This is a genomic window from Bacillus pretiosus, assembly GCF_051294775.1.
GTDB classification, from domain to species: Bacteria; Bacillota; Bacilli; order Bacillales; family Bacillaceae_G; genus Bacillus_A; species Bacillus_A wiedmannii.
The window spans coordinates 43,401-69,403 of the sequence record NZ_JBPPHF010000005.1 but is presented as its reverse complement, the minus strand read 5'-3'; the positions used below and the strand labels follow the sequence as shown (position 1 = coordinate 69,403).

Sequence of the window (26,003 nt, the reverse complement as noted above, 5' to 3'; positions counted from 1 at the left end):
ACTTCAAAACCTTAGTTTGATGGCGATGTGGCTGTACCCCATTACTATCAACTTAAGAATTGATAGTAATGGGGTATTCAATTTCTTAGCTTGATGAGTATGGGATACTGCCAGCATTACTTCTATCTTCTATATTCTTGTTGTAGGGTGTTATAAAATTCTTAAGTTAATAGGCCTTGAGTGGCATACATAGCAGAATTAACGAGTAAATGTAATAATCTCATCAACAGCTTTGATATAACCACCTGCCTCACGGAATGATTGACTAATTTTTTTGGCATTCTCTTTGTAAATCGAATGCTGCAACACTTCATTAACGGCATGTTTTAAATCCTCGGCCGATAATTGCTGGATATTTAACATAAATCCTGCGCCAAGTTCGTATACTCGCTCAGCAATCGTATGCTGATCATTTATAAATGGGAGCATAACTAGAGGTACTTCAAAATAAAGTGATTCACTTGTGCTATTCATTCCACAATGACTAATAAATACATCCGCTTGACGCAGTATATCTAATTGTGGAAGATAGTTACCAACAATAAAATTATCAGGTATATCTCCTAGCTGCTCCACTGTTAATTGTTTGCCTATACTAAGTACTACTTTCGCATTGAGATCTTTTAAACCGACGAAACATTTTTGATAGAATTCAGGCTGATTATTAATTATGGTTCCCATAGAAATATAAATCACACGTTCTCCTTTTAATTCATCAACCGAAAAATCATTTAGAGTTTCATTTTCAGCAATGGAAGGACCGATAAAAATATAGCCATCCTTAAAATCCTTGCTGTTTCTTTGGAAATAGCGAGAAGTAAAGACAATATTCAAATCGCCTGAACCCGGACAAAGTAAAAAATTATCAGATAGGGATACTTCATATTTTCCTTCTAAATATTGTTTCATTTTTGCTATTTCTTCTAATTGCAAAAATGCTTGTAGCATGGCTAAACGTTCCTGTTTTTGTTCTATGTTTCTTGTTCTTGTCAGGTTCATATTTTCTTTTAGTTCTTGTGAAAAAGCAAACGTGGTCCAAGTTGCAATAGATGCTAAACCTCTATGGTGAGCAACCCATTTTCCAGGTAAAGACTGTGCATCATAGAGGATGTAATCGTATGTTTCTTTGGAGATTTCTTCAAAAATGGAATCAGTAATTCTTTCCATAGCATGAAGGAAGTGTAATAAGTACTCTTGAGGATGGGAAGTCATAAGATTCATATTTTCCGAAAGCTCTCTTTGTGCCTCTTGATTGATGGGACGGAATTGTGCACCTGCTTTTTTGATTTTTTCTTCAAAATCATTTGATGAATAATAGACAATGTTGTCTCCACGTTGTACTAAATCCTGTACTAATCCTAACGTTGGATTTAAGTGTCCTTCTCCACTTATATTGATGTAAAGTGCTTTTTTCATCTTTATCCCCTCCAGTAAATTTGATATCGTTAAATGTAAAAAAGTAAACGATTTTTTATTTTGTTTGAATTATAACAAACGAAGTGAATAAATGTCTATTTTTATTTTTGGATACCCTTAATTTTTAGAGGGTATTTTATTTAGATAAGTTGATGGATATGTGGCGAGACCCCACATCCATCAACTTAAGAAAAAGAAACACCCCAAAAAAAAAAAATGAGATGACTTTTCAAAATAACTAACTGTAGAGAAAGAAAAATTTCATTTAGTGGGTACTTCAAAACCTTAGCTTGATGGCGATGGGGTCACCATATCAAAAAAAGAAAATTGTGCGTATAGACATATTTTTCAACCGCTTCCTGTACGTTAAGGGACTCGCTATTTTTTTTACAGTTTTTTATTATGAAATTCAAAATAACTAATTATAATAGGTGAAAAAACGATCAATAGTTGGGGGACGGAAAGGATTCGAATTTACATTCTTTCTCAATACATATTATGGATAAATAAAGTAAAATATGGGTTGGGGTTATGTCTCATGTTGTGTTAATCCTAACAATAACTAAGGGTACATAATATGCTTTCATACCTTTGAATAATTTTGTTATAGGAGGGATGGAGATTTAAATGGCTCAAATTATTGGTATTGATAGATACCTTTGTACTGGGGCTTTAATCTATATGTGTGAGGGCCTTTCCCTAAGTCTTGTCAGGAAGTAAGGAACAGTAAGCAAACACTGATACTATATGAATAGAGAAGAGGAATGCCTTATGAAAATACGTAGTCAAATTACATGTGCAAGTCTGGCCCTTTTAATAGCTGGAAGTTCCCTGTTATATACAACACCAACCTCAATTGTAAAAGCAGAGCCCACTCAAAATGTATCTAGTTCGTTACAAACAAATACTCAACGAGATCGTACTTCCGTCAAGCAAGCAATGCGGGATACATTGCAACTTGGATACCCGGGGATACTTGCTAAAACTTCTGAGGGTGGAAAAACGTGGGGGTATGCCGCTGGAATAGCGGATCTGAGAACCAAGAAACCAATGAAAACAGATTTTCGCTTTCGCATTGGGAGTGTGACGAAGACATTCACCGCAACAGTTGTACTTCAATTAGCTGGAGAGAATCGCCTGAATCTAGACGACTACATCGAAGACTGGTTGCCTGGTGTCATTCAAGGAAATGGATATGATGGTAACAAGATTACTATCCGGCATATATTGAACCATACAAGTGGTATCGCTGAATACTCAAGGTCAAAAGACGCTGATTTTACGGATACAAAAAAATCGTATACGGCTGAAGAGTTAGTGAAGATGGGGATTTCTCTGCCCCCAGACTTTGAACCAGGAAAGGGCTGGTCTTATTCAAACACAGGATACGTATTACTGGGTATGCTTATTGAAAAAGTAACCAAAAACAGCTATGCGGAAGAGATTGAAAATCGGATTATTGAACCACTTGAATTGTCGAATACATTCCTACCAGGCAATTCAAGTGTTATTCCAGGCACTAACCATGCCCGTGGATATGTCCAACCAGACGGAGCAAGTGAGCTAAAAGATGTTACGTATTATAACCCAAGTGCAGGTAGCTCTGCTGGAGATATGATTTCTACTGCTGACGACTTAAACAAATTCTTCTCTTACTTGCTCGGTGGCAAATTACTGAAGGAACAGCAACTAAAACAAATGCTTACTACAGTTCCTACAGGAAAAGAAGGAATCGATGGATATGGTCTTGGGATCTATGAAACTAAGCTTCCAAGCGGTGTCTCGATATGGGGACACACAGGTGGCATTCTAGGGTTTACAACTCTTGTTGGAGGTAAACTTGGAGGCAAGCATACGTTGGTCGTCAATTGGAATAGTTTGGGTAGAACTGATAGTCCTAATCCTTTTAAAAATATTTTACTTGCTGAATTTAGTAAGTAGGAAAAAAGGAAAAATTTATCGTAGTTTTCATAGTTAAAAATATACTTTTCTGGTTCAAAAGCCCTAAATTATTTTCAAGAAAAATTTGGGGTTTTTTTGTTTAGGTGGCGTTTATTCTTCTTAAGTTGATGGATGTGTATGGTGACCCCTGATTTCAAAATAATCATCCTTTTTTTATAGTATTTTTATATGGTAAATATACCCTTTATTGAAACGGGTATAGCAAAGTTGTTTTTCTTTTGTCAACTGTTCGTTAAATTAAAATTTGCGGACAGTTAGAAAGGCGTTACTATCCCCTGCTGTAGTTATTCTCGTACTGTAAAAAGATATGAAAGTCTAAACCATTTGGACAAGAAAGTTGACATTATTTTATAAACGATTCTCTCCATCATGTTAAATTTTCAATTAACTGCTAAAAATTGAATGTTAAGCAGTTAAATATACAAAAAGAACCGGGCAATTTTTGCCTGGTTCTTCTGAGCTAGATTTGGGGTTGGAGTTCATTAAATTTAGACGCGATCTCTTCTTTTTCTTTTTGTTCATCTTTTGGTGTATGCGTGAAACATACGGAAATATTCCTTGTACCAATAACCTTATGAGCATCTGGTAAAAGTTTTTCCGTTTTCGCTTTATTTTCTAAACTCCGTTTGTTTCCATTTATATCATTATTAAGGAAACTGCGAAAATAAATTTTTTCTTGTTCATTATCTTTACTGGTAGGATATGAATATGAACAAGCCAATCTATCTTTAAACTTAATACTAGCTTTTGTTGGAATAGCGTTATGTAGAGCCTTGAAAAAATCTAGTGGTTTAAAAGGACCGTTTTTTGTATAATCAATTTCCAAGAACTCACAAAGGTCTTTGTATAAACTATCGTTTGGGCCTACTAATGGTAATGTAAATGACTTATATTTCCCTTTAACTTCGTATTTTAATGGTAATTCCAAAAATTCTCTAGTTCCTCTTTTAAATAAGCCTAATGTATATACTTTATTTGTAATTTCATCATACTTTTTCTTATTATTTATATCTTTATAATCATGCTTGAAAATTGCACATATTTCTAAATTGTTTTTATAGCGTATTCCATTTACAACCTGGTAATCAATATCATGTCGTAACATATCTTCTGATAAAGAAAACAATCTTCCTAGTTTAATGGTTCCTCCCATGCTAATTCCCCTTTTCGTAAATTGAATATATTTATTTTTTTAGTAATTATGTGTACCTTCTTATTGTATGGTATAATTGGGGAATTTTTCAATACATGTGCTGCAACGCTTAGCAATGTTATCCATCCCCCCACCCATTTTAGTAACTGGATAAGTACCAGTAACATAAATCTTGAAAAAGTGATTTATATAAGAACTAGACGTTATCTGTTCGTTAAGGTAGTAAAAAACCCGAAATGGAACTCTAAAATAAGAGTCTCTTTCCAGGTTTACACTTCAAATAATATAAGATTTTTATTTTTAATGTGTAATATTTACTCTACCGTCTTTGCAGGACTGAATTGATTGGTATGATTCTATGAATCCTATTGTTTCTGCCCATGTATATGTTGTAGTTTAAAAGAAAAGATAAAAGCCCTCCTTTGATTAGGAGGGCTTTTATCTTTCATATAAGTGAATCCGATTTTATGATTTTAAAAATGAATGTCGTCTGTTATACCCCAATATAACGCTGACTAATCAGAGCATGCTCTGACTTTATTATTATACTAATGTATATAACAGAAATCAATATTATAGTAATAGCTAGATTTCCCCTACTATCCTTTATTTTTATGTCTCTAAAATCATAAAAGTAATATCTAAATATATATAGTTTTACAGTTTTAATTATTATATACTTATACAAGTGATTTAGCTCTTTTTAAGAGTTAAATTAAGTTATAAATAAGGAGCGGTTTGGATGAAGAACAAATTTACACGTATGATCATGTTAATGGTGTTAATGGCTTTATCAGTTACAGCACTTGCAGCATGTGGAAATAATCGTGATCCCGAAGAAGTTGCTACAGCGTATTTCGAAGATGCAAAAGAAGGAAATGTGGAGAGTTATTCACTCCTGAAGCAAAGAAAATTGTTGCTTTTGTAGGCGGAAATGCAGTTCTAATGAAATCAGTTAGCAAAGATCTTAAAAGCTATAAAATTCGAAAAGTTGAAGAGAAAAATGAAATTGCTACAGTAACTGTTGATGCTGTATATAAAGATAATCCAAAAAAAGTAATCGTAATTGAACTAGAGAAAACGGATGATGGTTGGAAAATTAGTAAATCATAAAAAAACGGTCTAGAATTCTAGGCCGTTTTTTTGTTACCTCAATCTTCTTCTTCAAGATCACGTAAACTAGCAAGTAATTCTGTAAATGTTGAGCATACAGGATGTATTGCTTCCTCTATGTTTTCTTCCTCATGCTCCCAAAATACTACTGTCGGTGATTCAGGATTGCTACGGTAGTCAAAGCACAGATGATTCCCAAATGAATCCTTACCAAAGGGATATACTTTATTTGCTAATCTATCTTTTATATCATCATAAACTTGAATGATTGAATTTCTATTTTCTAAATCAAAAGTTAAAAGCTTACTAAATACATTTTCATCCTGTCCGGGTACATCAAATATTTTGGGTCTTGGATAACCACTATCATATTTTTTTACACATTCTACAAAATCCATAGGGAATTTAATATTGAAATATTGTTCTACTTTCTGAATGTTTTCATCGGTAATTTCTTTTTTATTTACTCCAATCCAAGTAACGTTGCTCATATATACTCCTCCTTACTTATCGCTGTCTTTCCCCCAAATTTTATATCCACCAGTGTGACCTGTTTTCCTATGTGTTTCATAATCAACAAGTTGCATTCGTCCTGCTTCTTGATGATGATGCCATGTATAATTTTCTGGTACCTCGCCTAGCTTAAATAACTCTATTTCTTCTTCTGTGAATTTTGCAGCTAACTTAGGGTCTTTCATTATTTGTTCGTATAATGCTTTACTACATATTCTATCATGTGTTGGTCTAGATTTTTTAAAATCAGCTTCTTTTAATTTAACTTCAGAAAGAGCTTTAAAAATAGGGAAACCATCTAAATCATACCGAATGCCTGTAACAGGATGTTTGTCCCCCGCTAACTCACCCATTCTTAATCTTATTGTCTTTTGGCCATTTGGACCTTCATAAGTATATGGAGCTGCTTTCCGCAAATACTGTTGAATACTTCCTACTCCCGCATATGTAAGATGATTTCCAGCTTTGAATTCATAGTTGTTTAATATATGTAATGCATTTCTGTATGCCGGAGAATTAATTAAAAGTGATTTTCCTTTAGTAAAACCTGTAATAGCAGCTCCCTTCCCAACTTGTCCTGCTTTACTAAGACCCTTATCACCCAGAAGCCCGAGTCCTAACGTTGCTATACCATAAGCTGCATAATGCTCTCTACTTTCCATATCTCCATGCCAAAGATTGTTTACAAATGAATCTGATAGAGCATTTAATGCAGCAGGAATAGTTTCCTCATAATTTACAATCGCATCTCGCATATTCAACCAGGTTTCTTTATCACCTAAGGATATCAGTCCTTCCCACGCATCCACTGCACCATCTACAAACCCAGTAGAAATACCAGTCCACGCAGCATTTAAATCCTTTTTATTAAAAAATGACTCTTCCGATTTTGGAGGGTTTTTTCCACACATAGCTCCTTCTTGAATATCAGAGTCAACTAAATTTCCGCCATACAACTCATCGGCTTCTCGGAATTTAACAGCTGCACGTTCTAATTCTACTGCAATTTTATCTAATTCTTGCAAAATGTTAAACATCATTGGCTTTGCTTCATTAAACATCTGATAGAAGTGATCACTGCTTGCTCCACTCCACTGAGAAGCTATATATTCAGTTTGAGAGTATAAATCTTTATGTATATATTCTAATGATGATCTCGTATTTCTTACGGTTTTAGCAGCTTGTTCTAATTGTTCCGGTGTTACCTTAATTTGTGTGCTCATTCCATCCCTTCTTTGCATATATATTATGAAAATTATAACATATCATTATTTCATTAATGGTTATCATTTGAAAATATCCGTTCCTAAAGGTGAAAGTAAGGCCCATCATAAAAACAGCCCAAATTCCTAATGAGAAATTTGGGCTGTTTCTGTTATAAATATGTTTTATTTTATATTTTTTTATAGACTTATTTATTTCATTGCTACCAAGGAATCTTAATTATTTCAAGGTTTCTAAATAAAAATAAAGGCATAAACCCCTTAAATAACCGATTTTTCCTAACTAGCACTATATTAAAATTGTTAGTAAAATATTCCATTTATCTAATAATTTGTTATAATCGTATTTAATAAGAATTGTTGTTAATATTTTACAAGTTTATGATGTATTCTCCTATCCAGAAAATGAAACATAATGCTACAAAGCCAACAAGATTTATCATTACTTCCTTTTTTGTAGGTCTGTCTCTAAATATAAAAGCGGATAAAAATAATAAAAACGCCATTCCATACAACCACCAAACTGTACGAGATATGCTAAACAACCCTATAGACAGTGCAACTACAATAATTACGTAAATACGTTCATTTTTTGAAGTAATCTTACCAAACATATTGACTCCTACCTCCTATTTTTAGAAAATAATTACTTTTCAGAGAATGACTGTATAATATATTGTATTAAATTTCTTATACAAATGAAAGGGGATTATTATGAAAAAAACATTATTAGCTGGAAGTTCATTGGTTTTATTACTAAGCTCAGGGTTTGCATTTAGTTCAACAACGCAAGCAGCAGAGAACAAGGAAGGAAATTCACCTGCAGTTTCTTACAACCAGGATGTATCAGAAGAAAATAGAGCAATTGATATTAGTTCATTACCACAACAAGATTTAGACTCTTTATTCCTAAATGGACAAGCTCCATTTAATCCAATAGCACCTAAAGATTCGGATCAAATTCAATATGTTCACCCAACAGCTGGTACATTCAACTGGAAATATGTAACGACAACTTATGGAAACAATGTATTTTATAATGCCTCATATCGTTTTATGGTTAACGCAGCTATAGCAGGTTTAGGTGCTGGGGTTATAGCGAAAATCGGAAATGCGTTTGCTTCTGGTGTAGCTGGGTATGTAATAGGCGGACTATCTCTTCCTAAAAGTAAAAACTATTGGTGGACTGTACAAAAATGGCAGGATCAAGATGCATACAATGTTTATATTAAATACAACATTAAAGTTTATTCTGATTCTGGACGTACAAAATTAGTCGATTCTTATACCGAGCAATTTGCACAAAGATATAGATAAAAGCATTGCCGTAAAATATATTAAAGACTAACTATCAAATGGGTTTGCTTGTTTTCAAAATAAGCAAACCCTTCCCTATAAAACTACTTTTATTTTTTATATCACTTAAATTAGGAGTCACAGTATAAATGTAACAAGAAGCATACAACAAAAAAAACAACTAGCCCCTCGTAAAGAGGTACTAGTTGACGTAAAATTCGTTATCAGAAGTTGTTCAGCGTCAGTTACAAAGAGCTAGCACTCTAGCCAAAACTCCTTTTTCAGATCAAAACCTACTGATTATTAATAAGTGAATAACATTTAAACCCAATTGGTTATATTTTTTAAAGCTATTCCTTCAAAATTTCCAGTTGAATTACATCCCCATACTGCATCAATAGGAGTATTAGTTTGAGTATCTGTTCCAACTCCAGTCATAAGAACGTATATCCATTTATTACCGTTTATTGTCCAGAAATAAGTCCATTTTCTTATACATTTACACATATCTGGAATAGTTGGTATTTGTGGCCACGTAGGTGCTGGTGGTGTATTAGTAGGTGCTGGTGGTGCTCCCCAATATTCACATTGTCTATGTTGATATGTTTGATAATTCATAGAATCCACTCCTTTATGAAGATAAATAACATTTTATGAAAAAGTGGATTTTGTGTGATTAACTTATATTTTTAAAAAAAATTATAGGTTGAATTACAAAGTTTGTGTAAAAAGACCGATTTTTAGTTGTAGTTAATTTTTTTTATGTTTTGTAGTTAGTTCGGGTGGAATGGTGGTTTATATATTGTTCCATAAGTCTTAAACATTTTTACAGATGAATTTATTCTCTTTAATTCATCTGTAAAAATGTTTTTTCATCATGAAAAATTTACATGTTTTATTTTTAAGAATTGGAAAATACTATAGTTGGAGGTGATAAAAATGAAAACAGTAGGAAAAAAGAAAGAAAAAGGGTTATTAGTTGGAAAACATTGTTGTACTATTTGGGATAAGGGTAGTATAGAATATCGAGATACATTAATAGGAGATGAAGTACAGAAATCTCAAGAGTGTTCTGCAAAGTATAGCATGATTAATCCAGAAGATGAAGATGGAGATGATAAAGAGTTTTTACCTAATACCCCTTGTGAATAATAATCTATAAAATTTCTAATTTTAAAATAAATTACGTTTTATAAATAAAAAACTCTAATAAGATTAAATTATTGTTAAAACAATTATTAAATCTTATTAGAGTTTTATTATTATATATTTAGTAATTTTTTTACTATTCACATGTATCTGGGTTACATATATATCCTTCGTATGCTCTACAACTTCCACCATCACAAATGTAATCTACATGGTCAGCAAATTTATTTAAATCCATTCCTAAATTGTTAAAGAGTCGAACAAATTCTTTAAAAGATAATTTGTCTTCGATTACACTATACTTTGCTGTACAAAAACCTTTACTTGAAAATTTAACACTATTAGAAAATTCTTCTAAAACCGCGGAATCTAAAAGATGAGATAAAACATTTTCTTTATACTCGTCGAACTCTTCTAAGGTTTCGATCGAATCATCGTGTGTATTATTTAACATTTTATCAATCCTTTTCATTTATTTAATTTTATTATTCCTTAAATTATATTAACTATACATTTTTGTACCAAAGAAGCATAACTTTGTATAATATGTAGGTTGGAAACCTAGTTGATATTACTCCTGTATTTTTAAAGGGAATTAAATAAAAATTATAAATTTCTTTATATGTTAGAATTTTTAAAATACCTATAGTATCAGATTTGTTTCCATCAACAAATCTATGAGCTAAGTCACATTATCTAATAATTCTTTTTACTTTTTTTAATTATATTTTAATATAATGTATATTATATACATAAGAAGTTAACATAACGTCTCATTATCAGAAGTTCTCCTCACCAACAATCCTGGGCTTATCAACATTCTGTGAAACATCCTCTTCACCTACGTATGTAGTTTCTTATTCATCCCATTATATTAGTGGGTAAAAGCAATCATTGTCTTTATTTCCTTTACTCCATATGTATAAAATTCCGCATAAACTAACGGCCAGCTTATGGGTTAATAATTAATTCACAGCCAACTTATGAGTTAAAAAACATTTGTTTAGTTTATTTTTTTACAATAGACGTTTTGAATTTTTGTACAGACAAAGTTAGCCTATCCCATAAGGAAAGAGGATAGAGTATCTCTAATTGTTCTTCCATTAGATAGAATTCTGTTAACCATTCAGGTGGTTCATACCCTTCATGATTTGTTTTCCATAATTTAATTCGTTCTAACGCTAATTCAACGCTCATTCGCACCCAACAATAACAATTATAGCTTTGACTGTTGGAGGTCCAAAATAAATTTCCTTCATGTTCAATTTGATAGGTGAATTCGTTATAAAAAGTATCTGCCTCACCCAAGTAACTGCAATTTCTAACCCAAATAATTGTGTTTCTAGGTAATAGAGCCATATTCAGTTTGTGGCCTTTTCTCATTGATAATGGACCATCATCCTTGGTAATATTTTTCGCAAATTCACTTAGAAAACAAAAACAACCTGACCAGTTGATATCATTAATCTGTGGTGTATGGACTTTTTCTTTCAGTATAGATTGATTAAATAATGTGAGATCTGTTACCTCGACATCTATAAATTCAAAAATATGATCATATGCATCAGAGTTATAAGGTTTGCAAAAAAAACCTTTATTATCAAATCGAAAAATTTCTACATAGTCATGTGAATTTTTATTGAGTTTCATATGTTTTACTCCTAAATCATTATTAGTAGGTTCTATTGGCACTGGAAAAACGACCTTACTATCGATGATTATGAGTAGTTCTAATCCCTCCTAAAATTTGTCGTTACAATTTTTACTTTTAATTAAATGATATTAAAAATATCGTAAAATATAAATATTTTTATTATTCTTTTCTGAATTTTTCTATAACAGGAAGCGTCAGATGGCTGTTTTGGCCAACTTATGCTTCCTTTAGCGATAGCTTTATGGGTAAAAACATAATAAACCACTTAATTTAGTCCCTCATATGTCCAAACGTTGACCAAAAAATAAAAATATGATATGTTTACTTTAGATTAGTTATATATTGAATGCATATTCAGTATATATAAAGTATAGCACTTAACTGAATTGCATAAACTAAAAAAGACGAGATGCTGTCAACATCCCGTCTCATAACTGCTACTGTCAAGGTGGCTGTTATTATGCATTATCTTTTTCTTTTAGACCCACGCTTGTACTTTGGTCGGTGAAGCGCGGGTTTTTTGTTGTCTTTTTTTTCGAATTGCTTTTTCAGTGCGTATGCTGAAACCTCACGCACAACTGCTCTTGCAATTTCTTTTAAAAGTTCAAACAAAAATTCCATGTTATATCACCCCCTTTCTTTCCAAATGGAAAGAAGGGATAATAACAAGCCCACCTTCACACGATATACAGTTATACTTCTATTTTACCATACTTCAACACTCTAAAATAGAAAATCTGTCCAATTTTAGTCTGTATATAATCTTTTAGTTAAGTAGTTTTATAAGAACTTAGTTTACTATAATATAAATATGTATACTATATTTCTTTGATTTTTCATAATTGACCTTAGTTTTATATGCTATTTTTTGAGAATATATATTTCAAATAAAAGTTGTATATTTTTTGATGTATTCCGCGATGTACATCTGCCTAATTCTCTAGCTTACTCATAGGCCTACTAAGTTCCATATGAAATCTTTATATTTATATTCCTGGTATCATTATCTCTCATATCTTTCTTTTCACATTTTTCATTTTAAATAAAACGCTCTTGTAATTATTCATTCTCCTTCCCTCTGTTTTCTGAATTTTATATGTTAACCCTTTTTTTGTAATTACAGTGTTTTTTTTTCGAGACGCACTCGAAAAACGACCTCTCAAAATCGTCCATAATCATTTTTGGAACTTTAGGTAATGTAATTACACTCGAAAGATAAAAAATCTCTTAAAAGAAGAAATAGACCCCTTATAACGCTTTTTCGTTTTTCAGGGATCTATTCTCTCTAGGATTTCTATTCTTCTATGTCTTCTTTTACTTCTGCAGATAAAATGTCTTCAGCAAACTTCTTGTAGCCATTATACCCTTTCTTTTCAGCCTTTTTCTTTATTGCTTCTAATACCTTTTCATCAAGGTATAGACTTAAATGCTGCTTTTTTTCTTTCGACTCTTCTTTTGATCTATTTTCAATTCTTTCTTTGAATATTTCCAGATCTTTTTTTAAGTACAAGCGTTCAGTAGATTTCCCTTTAGCAATCTCTTTAAATGGCAATATCCCGTCTTTAGCTGCATTATGAACGTAAGTCTTAGACTTTTTTAGAAACTCAGCTGCTTCTTTTAATGTTAAAGAGTCTTTGTATAATTCTTCTAACTTTTCTACATCTTCTTGCTCAAAACGATATCCGCCATCTGCTTTCCAGGTGGCCATATTGATAGGTTCGATCTGTTTATACTTAATTAAGTAGCCTAATTGATTTTTTGTTAAACCTACCCTATCGCATACCTCTTCTAAAGATAAATAGTCCATTTCTCACCTCATCCGAAACTTTCATTCTAGCTGTTGTTTAAATTTTCTTAGTTGATACTTTGTTAAACCTGTTTCTTTTACTACATCTGTGATTGAGTACTCCTTATACTGCAGATACTTAAATGGATTTTCCATATAACGTTCCCGTACCTTATTAAATGTACTCTTTTTCGATAAAGAATTCAATTGCTCTCCTTTCTCTCGGATGGAATCGAAAATGGGACAACCTTTACAATGTTTGTAGTTTCTCTGTTTTGCCTGTTCTTGCTCATCTGTACAATTCACTGATAGGTTGTTCAGAGGGCAAATTGAACAATGGGTCTCTTCTAAATTATGGATTTCATGTAAAATTTTCAGACGAAGATGAGTCAAAAAAATCTCCTCCTACCGCATTTGGATTGAAATGTACAAAAAAATCAATTAAACATTTCCATTATACATCATCCAAACAGAAACGTTAAATATTATGGTGAAAATATTTATTTAATCATTTCATTTTATACCACAATAAATAATGCGTTTATTGTGGTATAATTAGAATCATAAAAGTTTATATAAAAATATATGTTTATTATTTCATTCTATTAAAGGGTGTGTAGATTTGAATATTATAAATTATGAACATAATGATCAACTTGTAAAATCCAAATCGGATTTTTTTGATAGCAGTCATTTCGAAAAAATTATGGGTATGGGCATCCGAAATATTGACTATTCTCAATTAAGTGAAGAATCATTGGTTTATTTATTTTTACACGATGAGCCTTCTTTAACGAAAAAAAGAAGTGAGCGAACCAAAAAACTGTATCTGCACGATCTTTCTCATTTTCTTCGTTATATAAAAGAAACAATCGGAACCATCCAGGATTTATCCCATAATGAGATGGAAATCTATTTCTATGAATTAAGCAAAAAATATGCAGCCACTACATTACGTCGAAAGAAAACAGTAGTTCAGCAGTTTTTAAAATATGTGTATGCTAACAACGGACTCTCAGACAACTTTAGTAGTCGCCTTAAAAAAGTATCCGTAAAAAAAGAAGAGCTGGTCAATCGTGACCTTTACCCAGAAGAAGTTACCCAGATATTAGATGAACTAAAAAAATCCAACTATTTTGTTTACACTACATTTTTCCTATTAACTACAACAGGACTACGAATTGAAGAAATCGCAACTGCTAAATGGGCAGGTTTGGTCTTTCATCCATCTTTAAATGCCTATCTACTTCGTGTAGTTGGTAAAGGGAACAAAATTAGGGAAGTTCGCATCTTTGAAGATACATTGGATGCTTTATGCCATGTTCGAAGTTTACGTAAACAAACAACAGAACTGGATGCATCGAGCACCTCCGCTTTTCTCCCTAAAGCTGATGGATCAAATTATCGAGCGGACTATCTATCTTCTCTTGTGGCAGAAAAAATTGAAGAAACAAATTTAGCTTTTCTGCGTTACCGACAGGATAGAATCACTCCTCACACCTGTAGGCATTTCATGGCTAATTACTTAATGGAAAAGGGTATTGAACTAAAAAAAATAAGAGACTATTTAGGGCATGAATCTATCATGACTACAGAACGTTATTTAAGAGAGCGTACAAGACGTCAAAACTTGGCCACAATAGATATAGGAAATTCATTATTTTAGTAAGTATATATAATAGGAAGAAACTCGATTGATGTATCGTTTTCTTCCTATTTTTCCGCTTATAGAACTCTAAATATTTCTCTTTCATCACAACATTTAAACTAATTATTACAAGTTATTTTTAATTATGACTTATTATTAGTCATAAGGACACAATTTCCCTTTTCTGTTTTACACTAACGTTATAAATCAGAAAGGAATAGGTAAAGATATGTCCCATTTAAGCAAACGACTTGCTGAATTGCGAAAAAAACGAGGATATACCCAAGCCGATATATCACATCGCCTAAACATCGCCCGTACTACTTATGCAAATTGGGAATATGGGAAAGCTGATCCTGATGCAGATTCTATAATGCGGATTGCAGAGCTACACAATATCTCCATAGATGAATTGTTCGGAAGAAATAATCCTCTAGAAAGTAAATTAGAATCCATTAAAGTAGCATTAGCAGATATACCTGCTGAAAAGCAACAAGAAGCGCTAGATGTTCTTATTGATTATACATATTTCATTAAGAAGTACTTTCTATCATAAGGTAGAAAAATTAAGTTTGAAATTCATGAAAAGGTATATGTTTGGAGCATCCATCCATACCTTTTTAATATTTGTGAATAATAAACTCTACATTACAATCTAAATACTCTGGATTTTTAAAACTAAATACATCAGTAGCAAATAATGTCTTATTTAATGCATCAAACTTATTATACTAACAATCCTATATAGTATAATTACACCTTTATAATGCCAAAGATCTATTTCTTCTTTTGTCTGCATAGCTCATATTAACAATTAATTTTGTATTGTTTGGAAAAATAAACAGCCATACACTGCATTGCCCTCACAAACAAGAACGTTTGTTCTTATTATATTCCTACTCAACTTAAATAATCAAGTTGTTTTACGAAAATACGTTCGTTTTCTAGGAAGGAATTATGTATTTTTCTTGAACTTGTATTTTTATATGCGGAATAGCGGATATTCATGTGCTAAAATGAATATGATATGAAATATTGCTGATATATTCACCATTGTAAAAGTAGTGTTAGTAGAATCATGTTGGTTTAAGTCAAAGAAAAAGACATCTGTATAGATGTCTTTTTCTTTGTAATGTACTAAGGAGAATGTTCTTATTTAACTAATTGCTGCTGAATTTCCTTAATTAAAAGTTCAGCGCTTTCAGGACTAAGAACAATTTGACCATTAGCTAATGAAATATTTTTTTCTGAAATATCACCAGTTATTGCACAAGCATCATAAGATTTATATTTTTGTAAAATGATTTTTTCATCTTCTACAAATATTTCTACAGGATCTTTTTCTGCAATTCTTAACGTTGTTCTTAACTCTTTCGGAAGAACAATTCGCCCTAATTCATCTACTTTTCTTGTAACACCTGTTGATTTCATGTTTATACCACCTTTTATTTTTTCTAGCTAATAGTTACATATGAACAAGCGGATTTAATGATGTTTTTCCGGTATCATCTGCATGCAATACTACAATTATATCTCTAAATTCCTTTGTCGTCTTTTATCTCGTTTTCTCTTTCTTTAGCTTCTAACATAAATTTAGCGTAAGTCATTATTTTTTCAAGCTCACTTTTGGACGCGTTATAATCTGTGATATAACGTTCTTTTCTTCCTCGACTCATATATTTATTTTTTTTTATTTCGTTTATTGTTTCTATATTCAAGATTTTTCGTTTTTCCTTTATTTCATATAAGAGTTTTAGATTTATTGCAAGGCCTATGCTCCAAAGAATAAACCCCATAATAAAAGAAAGTAATAAATGTGCTGAAAGAGAATGATCAATAATCATGAGATAGAGAAAATAAATAATCGAGATTGCAAACAAAAATGGATTATAGTATTTTTGGATATTTTTGTACTTATGTATTTTTATTTCGTGTTGCTTTTTTCTCATTTCAAGAGTCTCTAACATGTATAATTAATCTCCTTTTAATTAGGACCAATTGGTTGTTTTTTATACTCTCCCTTTTTAGGCTAATATACCACTGTTTAGTAATAATAGAGAAACCAAAAGGACTAATCCTTTGATATTGCTAGTGTTTGCATATTAGTGTGCCTACACCCTTTGTTTAGTTGTAGTTCACACACTGTAAATAACTTTATATACGGATTATATAATTGCGATAAAAGTTAAACAACAAAAAACTTCATGAAGTTTTTTGTTGTTTAATTAAATTGTTAGAGATTTAATAGTAATGCTATTATATATTTATGAATAAGTTATTTCCGTTTTAATACGTAAAGGAGCGATTACTGTTGAAAATGACAAAAGGAGATGCAATACTTCGCTTACTGACAGAAATTAAATTAGAGCTGAAAGAAACAAAAGAAGCTATTGAAAAACTGGATGAGAGATTAGCTAAAATAGAAAAGCAAACACTTCCAACAAACTCATCTAAACCTGCTCTAAATACTCGAAAAGAAAAAGATTGGAAATATCCTTCTAAGATGAAATGAGTCAGAGGGATATTTTTCATTTTAGAATATATGGAAACGAGCAGAACATCTAGAATAGGTACTTTGCATCATTTAATGGAGATGTTACAATATGCATTGTACGATAAACACATTTTTCTTTCTTACTACCACACAGAAATTGTCCCCTAGCTCTTGCTAGGGCTTTTTCTATGCACAAATTACACACACGTTATAATAGTCACCTAATTACATATGAAGAGGTGCAAAAAATGAATAAAACAGAATTAACAAAAGTAGTAGCTGAAAAAACAGAACTTACACAAAAAGAGGCAGCTGCAGCAACACAAGCTGTATTAGATACAATAACAAATGCGTTAGCAAATGGAGAAAAAGTACAGATTCTTGGTTTTGTTACATTTGAAGTACGTGAAAGATCTGCACGTACAGGACGTAACCCACAAACAGGTGAAGAAATGCAAATCGCCGCTTCAAAGGCACCTGCTTTTAAGGCTGGAAAAGAATTAAAAGAGGCAGTGAAATAATTACACTTATTGAATAGAATTTGATATTTATATCAGTCCCTTTTTCAATAGCCTTGTTTTTCATAAAACAAAAAGCATCAACGGAAATATATATCTGAATATATGTAAAGTTTCATATGTAAACACTAAAATTAATGTTATACTAAGATTAACCAAGAAGCATCCAAGATTCTTTGATTAATCACTACATTTTCCTTAAAGCAATATCAACAAGAAAAGACACTGTATAGTGTCTCTTCTTTTATGTTTCGTGCCTTTAATCAATAGTAAGAGGATATATATCTATGCCCTCTTATTGCTGATTGGTGTTAGAATTGCTGCTCCCACAAGCAGAATATTTGAAAGACACTCGTATAAGAGTGTCTTTTCTTTATGGGGTCCTGCCACACATCCATCAAGCTAAGCTTATGCAAATTCAATTTTAGGCGAGATTGTTTCTTTTTTCTAAAGGGCAAGTGTAGATGATTGAAAGATTTGCATACGAAATAACCCCTAACGGTTATCCCGTCTTTCTTAATGTGCCGTCATACTCAACGGTATCCTACCCTGCATTTATACAGTCGAACCCTTTCGAGTCCGTTGGCGTATAGATTCTTTCATTCATCACTTTGTCAGTCCCCGTTGGACATACTCACCATAGGAAGCTTATCAGAGCCCTCCGGCTTATAGGTTACGTCCAGTTACGAATTTTCCTCAGCTTGGACCGGGTAACTCTCAGCCGACTTCACCTGGCTTCACACACTATTTAACTACCATTTATTAATGCATGCAGGATATTAAGGGAGAAGTTTCAACTCAACATGACGGTTTTCATTCCTTCTCTCGACACTTTAGTTCTCCTTCTGTATTCAGAAGTGCTCGTCTTCACGTTGTTAAACGCTTATACGAGAACGCGTCGCACACACATGGACATAGGATATTCATCCCGATCATATCCCTTTTTCGTTGGAACATTTGCTAATGATTGTTTTCTCCCTTCTGCGGCTCCATCCCGATCAATTGTGCAAATATCTGTCTTTCCATTTGTAATCGCATCTTTAATATGTGCCACTGTTTCTGAATACTTATTTGATGGAAGCTCTATCACTTGTGCAATATTTTGTGATCCACTCGCTTGTTTTACAGAATTCGAATTTTGCATTGTGGAACATCCTGTAAATAATAACCCCACCGCTAAAAAGCTACCTATAATCCCTTTGAATTCCATTGTCCCCCCTTTTTATTCCTTGTTTATTTGAGCTCTTTGGATTTCTTGAACAAGAATAATTGATTACAGATTAAGTTAATTAGCCATCCCTGCATCAAGTCCTCCACTTAATACAAAACCAGTTGCTAATGCACTTGCTACTAACTGTTTAAACATATAACTATCCCCTTTATACTTAATTTTTTGGTAGAACTTAAGCAAAATTCCCTAACTTAATTTGTGAAAATTTTAGAAAAAAGAAATGAAGAGCAGAATATTCACCGTTTTCTGTGTAATATTTAGAAAAGAATAACATTTATATAAGTGGTATGATGTATTCAATGAACTGTCCCTTCCATACTCTTACTGTTCATGCAAATGAGATAGATAACACTGATATTTCAAAAGGGGAAGCAGAAAAACATTATATGATATTTACTGCTTACTCTAATGTTAAAGTGCTTAAAATCCTTAAAATCCTTTTTTAAAATGGGGGTCTTATTATGAATAAGAAAACATATTTAAGTGTATTTAGTTCTTTAGTAATATTGGCAAGTGGATCTATAGTAACATCGGCCGAAACTATTGGAAAAACCTCTTTGAGTGTAAGTCAAGATCCTTCAAAGTTCTTGCCGACCTTACAATTTGACGGAACAGATTGGGCTGATTCAGGAGAACAAAATTTCCCACAAGCTTTTAGATTTCAATCTTATGATGAAGATATAGAGCACAATAAAGAAAATTTAATTAGATTTAAGATTGGGGAATCTGTATCAGGAATTGGTTCAACAGGTTGGCAAAATAGAGGACCCAATGATCAAAGGCCTGCTGTATATTTTCATAGTGTTACAAAAGGGGATTATGAAGTATATGAGTATTGGCTATATTATGCAGATAATGATTGGATAAATGATCATGAACATGATTGGGAAAAGTATTTTGTTTATTTGAAAAATGGAGAACCTACGCATTTACTTATATCTAACCACAATAGTTATAAAATAAAATCGTGGTCAGATGTTCCTAAGGATGATGGTCATCCTCTGATTGGTGTAGATGGTGGTTCACATGCAATGAAGTGGAAATTAGAAGATGGTGTGCAAATTCGTTATAGCGGGGAAATCTCCAAAAATAATGGTCGTTTAGATGAGGGAGATAATTCCATTCAGCCATGGGTTATATATAGTAACGACTCTTTAAAAGAAACAATACCATTTTTAAATAAGCCAGATATTTTTTATTATGGTGATCCAGAGTATAAATTGAATTCTAATGAAAACGGTGATCCAAGGGATGCTCCATGGAAAAGAAATGAATGGAATAATCCTCCACTTCCATAAATAATTTATAAAGATTTTGTTTTATTTATATTACATGAAAATTTTTTACTTTCTTTTATTCTACTCTTTAGATTCATTTACCCTATTAGAGGGTAAATGAGGTATGGATTAAAGGTAAATTAAAAGACTTTCATCTTAATAATATGCATTTACAACTATTTGAATCTGTTTAAACTATAACTCATTGAGCCTTTTAATAAATTATGGTTATCTTTAAAAAAAGCAGATGCTCACCTGGACATTAATCAGGGGGCATCTGCTTTTTAAATAGAATTCTCTATTGTCTTTTCATAGTTTCAATTGCATTAATAACCTCTGAAGTTATTCGTGCAGCTCGGTTTTTATTATAGTTTCCATCATACCCAACATGGATAGCATATACCTCTCTTCTATAATCGTATACTGGAGCACCGCTTTGTCCTCCAAACGTATCCACATTATGATATGCTATATTACCAGTTGACCATTCGATTGAACCTACACCTGTCCACATTTGACCATAACTTTTATCACCTGGGTATCCTGTGACAGTAATGCTACCATTAGGTAATCCTGAGTTATATCCAAACCAACTTGTTTGATCTCCTAAATTTCGATTAATATTTATAACCGCCCAATCATCACCCGGATTTTCAGTATTAATATAGTTTGGGGAGATATATACTTGGCTTATTTTTGCTGTTCCGTAAGGATTACTACCTCCATTTTTACCTGGTGATACGGTCATTGATGTTGTACCTCCATTAACACAATGTGCAGCCGTTACTAAAGTTTTGGGACCTACCATCCATCCTGTACAGCCATATTCACCAGTATTAGATAATACCCCATCCAAATGAACAATAGCACTATTTGGATAAGATGCAGTATTTGTTACCTGTGTTCTAATATCTGAACCTAAAACTTTTGCAAAAGTGCTAACACTAAAACTAGTTGCAACTAAAATAGCAGTTAAAAAAATAAATAGATATTTTCTCATAGCTTTCCCCATTTTTATCCACCTCATGTGTAAACTAATTTGTATAAGAATTAATTAACGAAATGATAATATAGATGTAATACGCTTATTTGTAGAGAGCATAAACACTAACATTAAAGTCACTAAATGCACCTGATGGATTTGCAATATAATAAGACCTAGAAGTTGGATAGGATGTTGTTGTTCCGTCAGAAACATTAGAAAATACAACAGGGTCTTTACCACCTGATACATCTCTCATCACATTAAAATATATTCCTGGTGGTGCAGTCCATCTCAATGCATATGTTCCAGATGGTAAACTCTCAACAGAAAAATTACCGCTTGAACGATTTTTTTGTCCTCCTTGAGGGCGAGCCTCAGAAGTTACAGTAGCGATTAACCTTGAATTTTCAGCTAACGTAGGGATTAATTGATTTGATTTACTTTTGTCTAAATAAATGATACCAGAAGACATTTTTTGTTCGCTTTGAATTGATTGATCCGCAGCAAAAGTGGATGCTCCTCCAGTTAATACAATCCCGGTTGCCAATGCGCCTACTACTAATTTTTTGAACATAAATCCATCCCCTTTATTCTTTGTTATTTTTTGATGCAACTTAAGCATATTCTCCTACATTAATTATGTAAACATTTAGAAAATTTAGAAATAAATAATGTAATATTCACTGTTTTCTGTGTATTATTTAGAAAAAAATAACATTTATGGAGTTGATATAATATATAAGATTCTGATGCAAAGTTTTTTAATAGATAAAAGGTTGGTATACTTGCAGTTGGATTTTATGCAATTGTTAGTAATCGTTGTAATTCATTATATATCGAAAATCTGCAGTTCGGTTGTTCCAAACTGCGGATTCATGGACAGTTTCAATCCCTTTCATGGTACAAGAATCATTACGAATGCTTTGAAATCCTGCGGATTTAACCAAACATCTCTTTACATGCCTGTAATCCTACTCAATCCGGTTATTGAGTTAATTAACAGTACAATGGATTTGTATACGCATAAAAGCCATTCTTTTTGAGCTTTTTGAACGCACAAAGTAAGGCGGGATCCTTATCTGTAATAAGGACGGTTGGTGATCCACATTCTTTTAATGCTTCAACTCGACACACTTCATCCGTACTCCCTCCATTCTCTATTACTTAATTTACAAATACCGCCTTATAGCTTTTCTCTTTCCGTCCCCCATGCTTATTCCCACATTTCGGGCAATAGGGACCATCATTTTTCTTTTTACAATCTCTTACATCACCTATTGGTAACGGAAAAACAAATTGGCACATCTCACAAGTGAATTTTTTCTTTGGTAAAGCATTTAACAAAAAATTAATAACAATATCCCTCACAAACAACATCCCCCTTTCCGTTCTTATAACGTAAAGTCCTCCATTGTCTTACGAATTTCATCCGCTTCAATCCCGATATACTGTAATGTTTGCCCTTGTGTCGCATGGCCAAATAACTTCATCAAATAGTACACATCTTTTTTTCTTTGGTAATAGTGATATTCAAACGTTTTCCGCATGCTATGTGTTCCCCATTTTTCTGATTCAATCCCGCAAGCCAGTGCCGATTTGTGTAAAAAGGTATGAGCCATTTGTCTTGTAATAGGTTTATCTCCTTGACGACTTGGAAATAGCCAATCAGAATCAGCTCGATTACTTGTGTACTTCGCAATTTCTTGTTGTAAGACTGAATTGAAATACACTTCTACCGTTTTATCTGTTTTTGCCATTTTAATTTTCATGACATCTTTTACACGTAATCGCAAAATATCACTAATACGTAAACCTGTATTAATTCCAAAGTAAAATAATTTCGATATGAGGAATTTTGTAATAACCAATCTTTCATCTCTTCAATTTTTTCTAATGAGCGAATTGGCTCATTTGCTCCAGGTTTTCGTCCTCCTTTCGCCATAAAACACGATCTCCTAATTCGATGCTGTTGCCTATAATATGTAAAACTTACTTTTACTTTAACTATATTTTGTTAAACTGACGATCTTTTTCTTTTCATTTTATAGCGAAAAACCCCAGTAATACCATAGAAAAATGCATGATATCACTGGGTTTTATGAGTTTAACATTTTGTATGTTTTGTAAACTTCATTTTCGATTTACAAATATTAAATATGCTCTAAAAGGGGTACCTTTATAGACAGTTTTGAGTTGTAGGTTAGTAACTAGAAACGAAATCAAATTTCTATTGACTTACAATTTGAATTTTCTTAAGGAATAAAAAGAGCCTATACTTCACTGAAGTATAGGGGAGAGACAGAAATTAATCAGTTATTAATTTCGAATAGATACTTAAATCGATGAATTTTCCATTTGATTTTTCACTTTTTCTTAGCGTTCCTTCTAATGTAAATTTTAATTTTTTTAAAACACTTATGGAATTTAGATTTTCAGGTTCAACTTTTGCTTCAATACGGTTTAGCTTTAAATTAGTAAATGCATGGTCTAATAAAGCGGAGATTGCTTCAGGTGCATATCCTTTGCCCCAAAACGCTTTTGAAATATCATAACCAATCTCAGTTTTAGAGTTTTCGAAATCTAAGAAATTATAACCACATGAACCAATGATTTGATTAGATTTTGCTTCGATAATAGTAAATCGGAGCGCCTTATTGCTTTGAGCCAGCTCGTTTAGAAATTTAATCATGTCTTTTGCTTGATCCTCAGTAGTGAAATTAATAATATTCATGAATTTCGTAACATCTGGATCAGACCATATTTCAAATAATCTTAATGAATCGGATTCTTCTGTTTTTCTTAAATGTAATCTTTGTGTGTATAATTCTGTAATCAATACTTTTACCTCCATTATATTGGTGATGGGTAGATTAAAAATATTGATATCTGCGCATAATTCAGCCCTTTCTACTCTTAGTTATTTTTTATTATACATGAGAGAAATAGGGAGAGGGAATTATGTGATTCTTTATATCTACTTTGTTTCTTAATTGTTTTTTCCATTTAATAGCACAAGTGATTTCATTAAAATGAAAGGAGAAAATCTTTACCTTTACTTCAAATATCAGTACGTGATTGATATTAGTAATAATAGAATAGTTATTTAAACTTTGGGGGAGGAACAATAATATGGCAAAAGTTCTAATGTTTAATTTTCCAGGAGAAGGACATATTAATCCGACAATTGCACTTGTCGAAGAACTAATAAAAAGAGGCGAGGAAGTTATTTACTATTGCGTAGAAAAGTATAGAAGTAAAATAGAGAATACAGGAGCTTTGTTTCGACCATATGAAAATTTCATATCACAAATAGACATGGTAAAAAGAATGAGTGGGCAAATAGATTCTCATGAACTATTATTACACATGGTAAAATCCATGGATAAAATAATAGAGATAATTTTAGAAGAAGTAAAAGAAGAAGAATACGATTATGTTATATATGATAATAATTTCGCTGTTGGATGGATCATAGCAGAAGTATTACAATTACCTAAAATTTCTTCATGTACAACATTTGCCATTACTAAAAAGATAGCTTCTACTCTTATGAAAAATCATGGAGAAAAAAATAAAAAATCCCCTTTATATCAGGAAGTCATGTGTATTTTGAAAAAATGGGAAGATATTTATGGAATTACTCTTAATGAAAAACAGAATGTGATGACATGCCCAGGGGATATTACAATTGTATATACATCAAAATTGTATCAACCAAATGTCGAAGAATTTGATGATTCTTATATATTTGTCGGGCCCTCTATTGCACAGCGTAAAGATGTAGATTCTTTTTCCTTAGAACAGGAAAAGGGAAACAAGCTGATTTTTATTTCTATGGGAACAGTATTTAACCAGCAACCCGACTTTTATTACACATGTTTTGAAGCATTTCGAGATAGCTCGGTTACTGTCATATTAACTATAGGGGAACAAAATAATATTAGTCAATTAGATAATATTCCTTCTAATTTTAAGTTATATAATTACGTTCCTCAATTAGATATTCTACAACAAACTGATCTATTTATTACACACGGGGGAATGAATAGTTCCAGTGAAAGCTTATATTTTGGTGTTCCTATGCTAGTTATTCCAGTTATGGGAGATCAGCCTATAGTTGCTCAAAGAATAGAAGAATTAGAAGCCGGAGTCCAGTTAGATCGTAATTTGCTTACTCCGGAAATATTACGTAATACAGCAATGCATGTTTTATCGAATGATATTTATATAAAAAATAGCCATAGAATTGGAGAATCTTTAAAAAATGCTGGAGGATATAACAAGGCAGTCGATGAAATTGAAACCTTTAAATTAAAAATAGGTATTAAATAAAGCAATACTATTGTGGCTGAAGAATTTGTGGAGCATGTGGTGATTGGTATGAAAATTCTATCTAATAACCTATCAGTTTTATACTGCTTATCGTTATTCAGTTAGTCGTTTATATCTTGTTTTTTGGGGGCATAAGGATTTTTTTTAAAAGTTAGCTAAAATCCATCACTAAATTTAACTCTGAAATAGGTGAACAATTTTGGTTATTTAATATAGAGTAATGTTTACAAATAATAAAGCTGGGTTTAAGATC

28 protein-coding genes and 3 pseudogenes are annotated in these 26,003 nt (G+C 32.1%); 10 read left to right on the top strand and 21 right to left on the bottom strand.

Features of this window, described 5'->3' with window-relative positions; translation table 11 throughout:
- Positions 1 to 198: 198 nt before the first annotated feature.
- Positions 199 to 1,416, bottom strand: coding sequence for a macrolide family glycosyltransferase (locus ACSG5Z_RS23550; protein WP_435712247.1), 1,218 nt, complete (start codon positions 1,414 to 1,416; stop codon positions 199 to 201).
- Between the two features lie 771 nt (positions 1,417 to 2,187).
- On the opposite strand from ACSG5Z_RS23550, the gene ACSG5Z_RS23545 reads away from it, so the two are divergent.
- Positions 2,188 to 3,357: a serine hydrolase domain-containing protein gene (locus ACSG5Z_RS23545; RefSeq protein WP_435712246.1), complete on the top strand. Its 1,170-nt coding sequence runs from the start codon at positions 2,188 to 2,190 to the stop codon at positions 3,355 to 3,357.
- Between the two features lie 481 nt (positions 3,358 to 3,838).
- On the opposite strand, the gene ACSG5Z_RS23540 is transcribed toward ACSG5Z_RS23545, so the two are convergent.
- Positions 3,839 to 4,531, bottom strand: a complete 693-nt coding sequence (locus tag ACSG5Z_RS23540) for a DUF6037 family protein (RefSeq protein ID WP_000509528.1) — start codon at positions 4,529 to 4,531, stop codon at positions 3,839 to 3,841.
- Between the two features lie 742 nt (positions 4,532 to 5,273).
- Here ACSG5Z_RS23540 and ACSG5Z_RS23535 point away from each other — a divergent pair.
- Positions 5,274 to 5,644: pseudogene (locus ACSG5Z_RS23535) on the top strand (nuclear transport factor 2 family protein).
- A 38-nt stretch (positions 5,645 to 5,682) separates the two neighbouring features.
- Here ACSG5Z_RS23535 and ACSG5Z_RS23530 read toward each other — a convergent pair.
- From ACSG5Z_RS23530 to ACSG5Z_RS23520, 3 genes are all read right to left on the bottom strand, one after another.
- Entirely contained in the window at positions 5,683 to 6,135 is a 453-nt protein-coding gene (locus tag ACSG5Z_RS23530; protein WP_098587473.1) for an SMI1/KNR4 family protein, read from the bottom strand.
- Positions 6,136 to 6,147: 12 nt separating this feature from the next.
- Positions 6,148 to 7,380, bottom strand: coding sequence for a WXG100 family type VII secretion target (locus ACSG5Z_RS23525; RefSeq protein WP_435712245.1), 1,233 nt, complete (start codon positions 7,378 to 7,380; stop codon positions 6,148 to 6,150).
- A 371-nt stretch (positions 7,381 to 7,751) separates the two neighbouring features.
- On the bottom strand, positions 7,752 to 7,994 hold the full coding sequence (locus ACSG5Z_RS23520; protein ID WP_000467112.1) for a hypothetical protein: 243 nt from the start codon (positions 7,992 to 7,994) through the stop codon (positions 7,752 to 7,754).
- A gap of 100 nt (positions 7,995 to 8,094) precedes the next feature.
- Between ACSG5Z_RS23520 and ACSG5Z_RS23515 the strand changes: the two genes are divergently transcribed.
- Positions 8,095 to 8,697: a hypothetical protein gene (locus ACSG5Z_RS23515; protein ID WP_435712244.1), complete on the top strand. Its 603-nt coding sequence runs from the start codon at positions 8,095 to 8,097 to the stop codon at positions 8,695 to 8,697.
- A gap of 300 nt (positions 8,698 to 8,997) precedes the next feature.
- Here the strand turns inward: ACSG5Z_RS23515 and ACSG5Z_RS23510 are convergent, their stop codons facing one another.
- Positions 8,998 to 9,294 carry a hypothetical protein gene (locus ACSG5Z_RS23510; RefSeq protein ID WP_435712243.1) on the bottom strand — a complete coding sequence of 99 codons (297 nt, stop codon included), beginning with the start codon at positions 9,292 to 9,294 and terminating at the stop codon, positions 8,998 to 9,000.
- A gap of 321 nt (positions 9,295 to 9,615) precedes the next feature.
- Here ACSG5Z_RS23510 and ACSG5Z_RS23505 point away from each other — a divergent pair, with 321 nt between their 5' ends.
- Positions 9,616 to 9,828 (top strand): hypothetical protein, encoded by a 213-nt coding sequence (locus tag ACSG5Z_RS23505; RefSeq protein ID WP_435712242.1) that lies wholly within the window; start codon positions 9,616 to 9,618, stop codon positions 9,826 to 9,828.
- Between the two features lie 133 nt (positions 9,829 to 9,961).
- Here ACSG5Z_RS23505 and ACSG5Z_RS23500 read toward each other — a convergent pair whose 3' ends face one another.
- The 5 genes from ACSG5Z_RS23500 to ACSG5Z_RS23480 all read right to left on the bottom strand — a co-directional run bounded on the left by ACSG5Z_RS23500 (position 9,962) and on the right by ACSG5Z_RS23480 (position 13,658).
- On the bottom strand, positions 9,962 to 10,279 hold the full coding sequence (locus tag ACSG5Z_RS23500) for a hypothetical protein (RefSeq protein WP_435712241.1): 318 nt from the start codon (positions 10,277 to 10,279) through the stop codon (positions 9,962 to 9,964).
- 554 nt (positions 10,280 to 10,833) lie between these two features.
- Complete coding sequence (locus ACSG5Z_RS23495) at positions 10,834 to 11,475, bottom strand: hypothetical protein (RefSeq protein ID WP_435712240.1); 642 nt, start codon at positions 11,473 to 11,475, stop codon at positions 10,834 to 10,836.
- 469 nt (positions 11,476 to 11,944) lie between these two features.
- Positions 11,945 to 12,100, bottom strand: coding sequence for a hypothetical protein (locus ACSG5Z_RS23490; protein WP_000394773.1), 156 nt, complete (start codon positions 12,098 to 12,100; stop codon positions 11,945 to 11,947).
- Between the two features lie 673 nt (positions 12,101 to 12,773).
- The gene (locus ACSG5Z_RS23485; protein WP_435712239.1) at positions 12,774 to 13,286 is read right to left on the bottom strand and encodes a helix-turn-helix domain-containing protein; all 513 of its coding nucleotides are present in this window, start codon (positions 13,284 to 13,286) and stop codon (positions 12,774 to 12,776) included.
- 21 nt (positions 13,287 to 13,307) lie between these two features.
- On the bottom strand, positions 13,308 to 13,658 hold the full coding sequence (locus ACSG5Z_RS23480) for a zinc-finger domain-containing protein (RefSeq protein WP_098828778.1): 351 nt from the start codon (positions 13,656 to 13,658) through the stop codon (positions 13,308 to 13,310).
- A 229-nt stretch (positions 13,659 to 13,887) separates the two neighbouring features.
- Here ACSG5Z_RS23480 and ACSG5Z_RS23475 point away from each other — a divergent pair, with 229 nt between their 5' ends.
- Both ACSG5Z_RS23475 and ACSG5Z_RS23470 read left to right on the top strand, forming a co-directional pair.
- Positions 13,888 to 14,931, top strand: a complete 1,044-nt coding sequence (locus ACSG5Z_RS23475) for a tyrosine-type recombinase/integrase (RefSeq protein ID WP_098202269.1) — start codon at positions 13,888 to 13,890, stop codon at positions 14,929 to 14,931.
- 211 nt (positions 14,932 to 15,142) lie between these two features.
- The gene (locus ACSG5Z_RS23470; RefSeq protein WP_435712238.1) at positions 15,143 to 15,469 is read left to right on the top strand and encodes a helix-turn-helix transcriptional regulator; all 327 of its coding nucleotides are present in this window, start codon (positions 15,143 to 15,145) and stop codon (positions 15,467 to 15,469) included.
- A 596-nt stretch (positions 15,470 to 16,065) separates the two neighbouring features.
- Here ACSG5Z_RS23470 and ACSG5Z_RS23465 read toward each other — a convergent pair.
- The gene (locus ACSG5Z_RS23465) at positions 16,066 to 16,344 is read right to left on the bottom strand and encodes an AbrB/MazE/SpoVT family DNA-binding domain-containing protein (protein WP_098202271.1); all 279 of its coding nucleotides are present in this window, start codon (positions 16,342 to 16,344) and stop codon (positions 16,066 to 16,068) included.
- 104 nt (positions 16,345 to 16,448) lie between these two features.
- Positions 16,449 to 16,880, bottom strand: coding sequence for a hypothetical protein (locus tag ACSG5Z_RS23460; protein WP_435712237.1), 432 nt, complete (start codon positions 16,878 to 16,880; stop codon positions 16,449 to 16,451).
- 350 nt (positions 16,881 to 17,230) lie between these two features.
- Between ACSG5Z_RS23460 and ACSG5Z_RS23455 the strand changes: the two genes are divergently transcribed.
- Both ACSG5Z_RS23455 and hbs read left to right on the top strand, forming a co-directional pair.
- Positions 17,231 to 17,425, top strand: coding sequence for a hypothetical protein (locus ACSG5Z_RS23455; protein ID WP_046945195.1), 195 nt, complete (start codon positions 17,231 to 17,233; stop codon positions 17,423 to 17,425).
- Positions 17,426 to 17,655: 230 nt separating this feature from the next.
- Positions 17,656 to 17,928, top strand: a complete 273-nt coding sequence (hbs, locus tag ACSG5Z_RS23450; protein ID WP_088112581.1) for a non-specific DNA-binding protein Hbs — start codon at positions 17,656 to 17,658, stop codon at positions 17,926 to 17,928.
- 901 nt (positions 17,929 to 18,829) lie between these two features.
- Here the strand turns inward: hbs and ACSG5Z_RS23445 are convergent.
- Together ACSG5Z_RS23445 and ACSG5Z_RS23440 are read right to left on the bottom strand one after the other, a co-directional pair.
- Positions 18,830 to 19,135, bottom strand: a pseudogene (locus ACSG5Z_RS23445) (NucA/NucB deoxyribonuclease domain-containing protein); the annotation flags it as partial.
- A gap of 75 nt (positions 19,136 to 19,210) precedes the next feature.
- A complete protein-coding gene (locus tag ACSG5Z_RS23440; RefSeq protein WP_257140803.1) occupies positions 19,211 to 19,336 on the bottom strand; it encodes a hypothetical protein in 126 nt (41 codons plus the stop codon).
- A gap of 281 nt (positions 19,337 to 19,617) precedes the next feature.
- Here ACSG5Z_RS23440 and ACSG5Z_RS23435 point away from each other — a divergent pair, with 281 nt between their 5' ends.
- The gene (locus ACSG5Z_RS23435; RefSeq protein ID WP_435712236.1) at positions 19,618 to 20,454 is read left to right on the top strand and encodes an NPP1 family protein; all 837 of its coding nucleotides are present in this window, start codon (positions 19,618 to 19,620) and stop codon (positions 20,452 to 20,454) included.
- Between the two features lie 277 nt (positions 20,455 to 20,731).
- Here the strand turns inward: ACSG5Z_RS23435 and ACSG5Z_RS23430 are convergent, their stop codons facing one another.
- From ACSG5Z_RS23430 to ACSG5Z_RS23405, 6 genes and pseudogenes are all read right to left on the bottom strand, one after another.
- Positions 20,732 to 21,445, bottom strand: coding sequence for a trypsin-like serine peptidase (locus ACSG5Z_RS23430; RefSeq protein WP_046956915.1), 714 nt, complete (start codon positions 21,443 to 21,445; stop codon positions 20,732 to 20,734).
- Between the two features lie 73 nt (positions 21,446 to 21,518).
- Positions 21,519 to 22,031 (bottom strand): hypothetical protein, encoded by a 513-nt coding sequence (locus ACSG5Z_RS23425; protein ID WP_223266710.1) that lies wholly within the window; start codon positions 22,029 to 22,031, stop codon positions 21,519 to 21,521.
- A gap of 185 nt (positions 22,032 to 22,216) precedes the next feature.
- A pseudogene (locus ACSG5Z_RS23420) lies at positions 22,217 to 22,534 on the bottom strand (DDE-type integrase/transposase/recombinase); the annotation flags it as partial.
- 48 nt (positions 22,535 to 22,582) lie between these two features.
- Positions 22,583 to 22,795, bottom strand: a complete 213-nt coding sequence (locus ACSG5Z_RS23415; protein ID WP_257153032.1) for a hypothetical protein — start codon at positions 22,793 to 22,795, stop codon at positions 22,583 to 22,585.
- A 14-nt stretch (positions 22,796 to 22,809) separates the two neighbouring features.
- Complete coding sequence (locus ACSG5Z_RS23410; RefSeq protein ID WP_435712235.1) at positions 22,810 to 23,286, bottom strand: tyrosine-type recombinase/integrase; 477 nt, start codon at positions 23,284 to 23,286, stop codon at positions 22,810 to 22,812.
- A gap of 437 nt (positions 23,287 to 23,723) precedes the next feature.
- Positions 23,724 to 24,254, bottom strand: coding sequence for a GNAT family N-acetyltransferase (locus tag ACSG5Z_RS23405; RefSeq protein WP_435712234.1), 531 nt, complete (start codon positions 24,252 to 24,254; stop codon positions 23,724 to 23,726).
- A 293-nt stretch (positions 24,255 to 24,547) separates the two neighbouring features.
- Here ACSG5Z_RS23405 and ACSG5Z_RS23400 point away from each other — a divergent pair, with 293 nt between their 5' ends.
- Positions 24,548 to 25,750, top strand: a complete 1,203-nt coding sequence (locus ACSG5Z_RS23400) for a macrolide family glycosyltransferase (RefSeq protein WP_435712233.1) — start codon at positions 24,548 to 24,550, stop codon at positions 25,748 to 25,750.
- Positions 25,751 to 26,003: the final 253 nt, after the last annotated feature.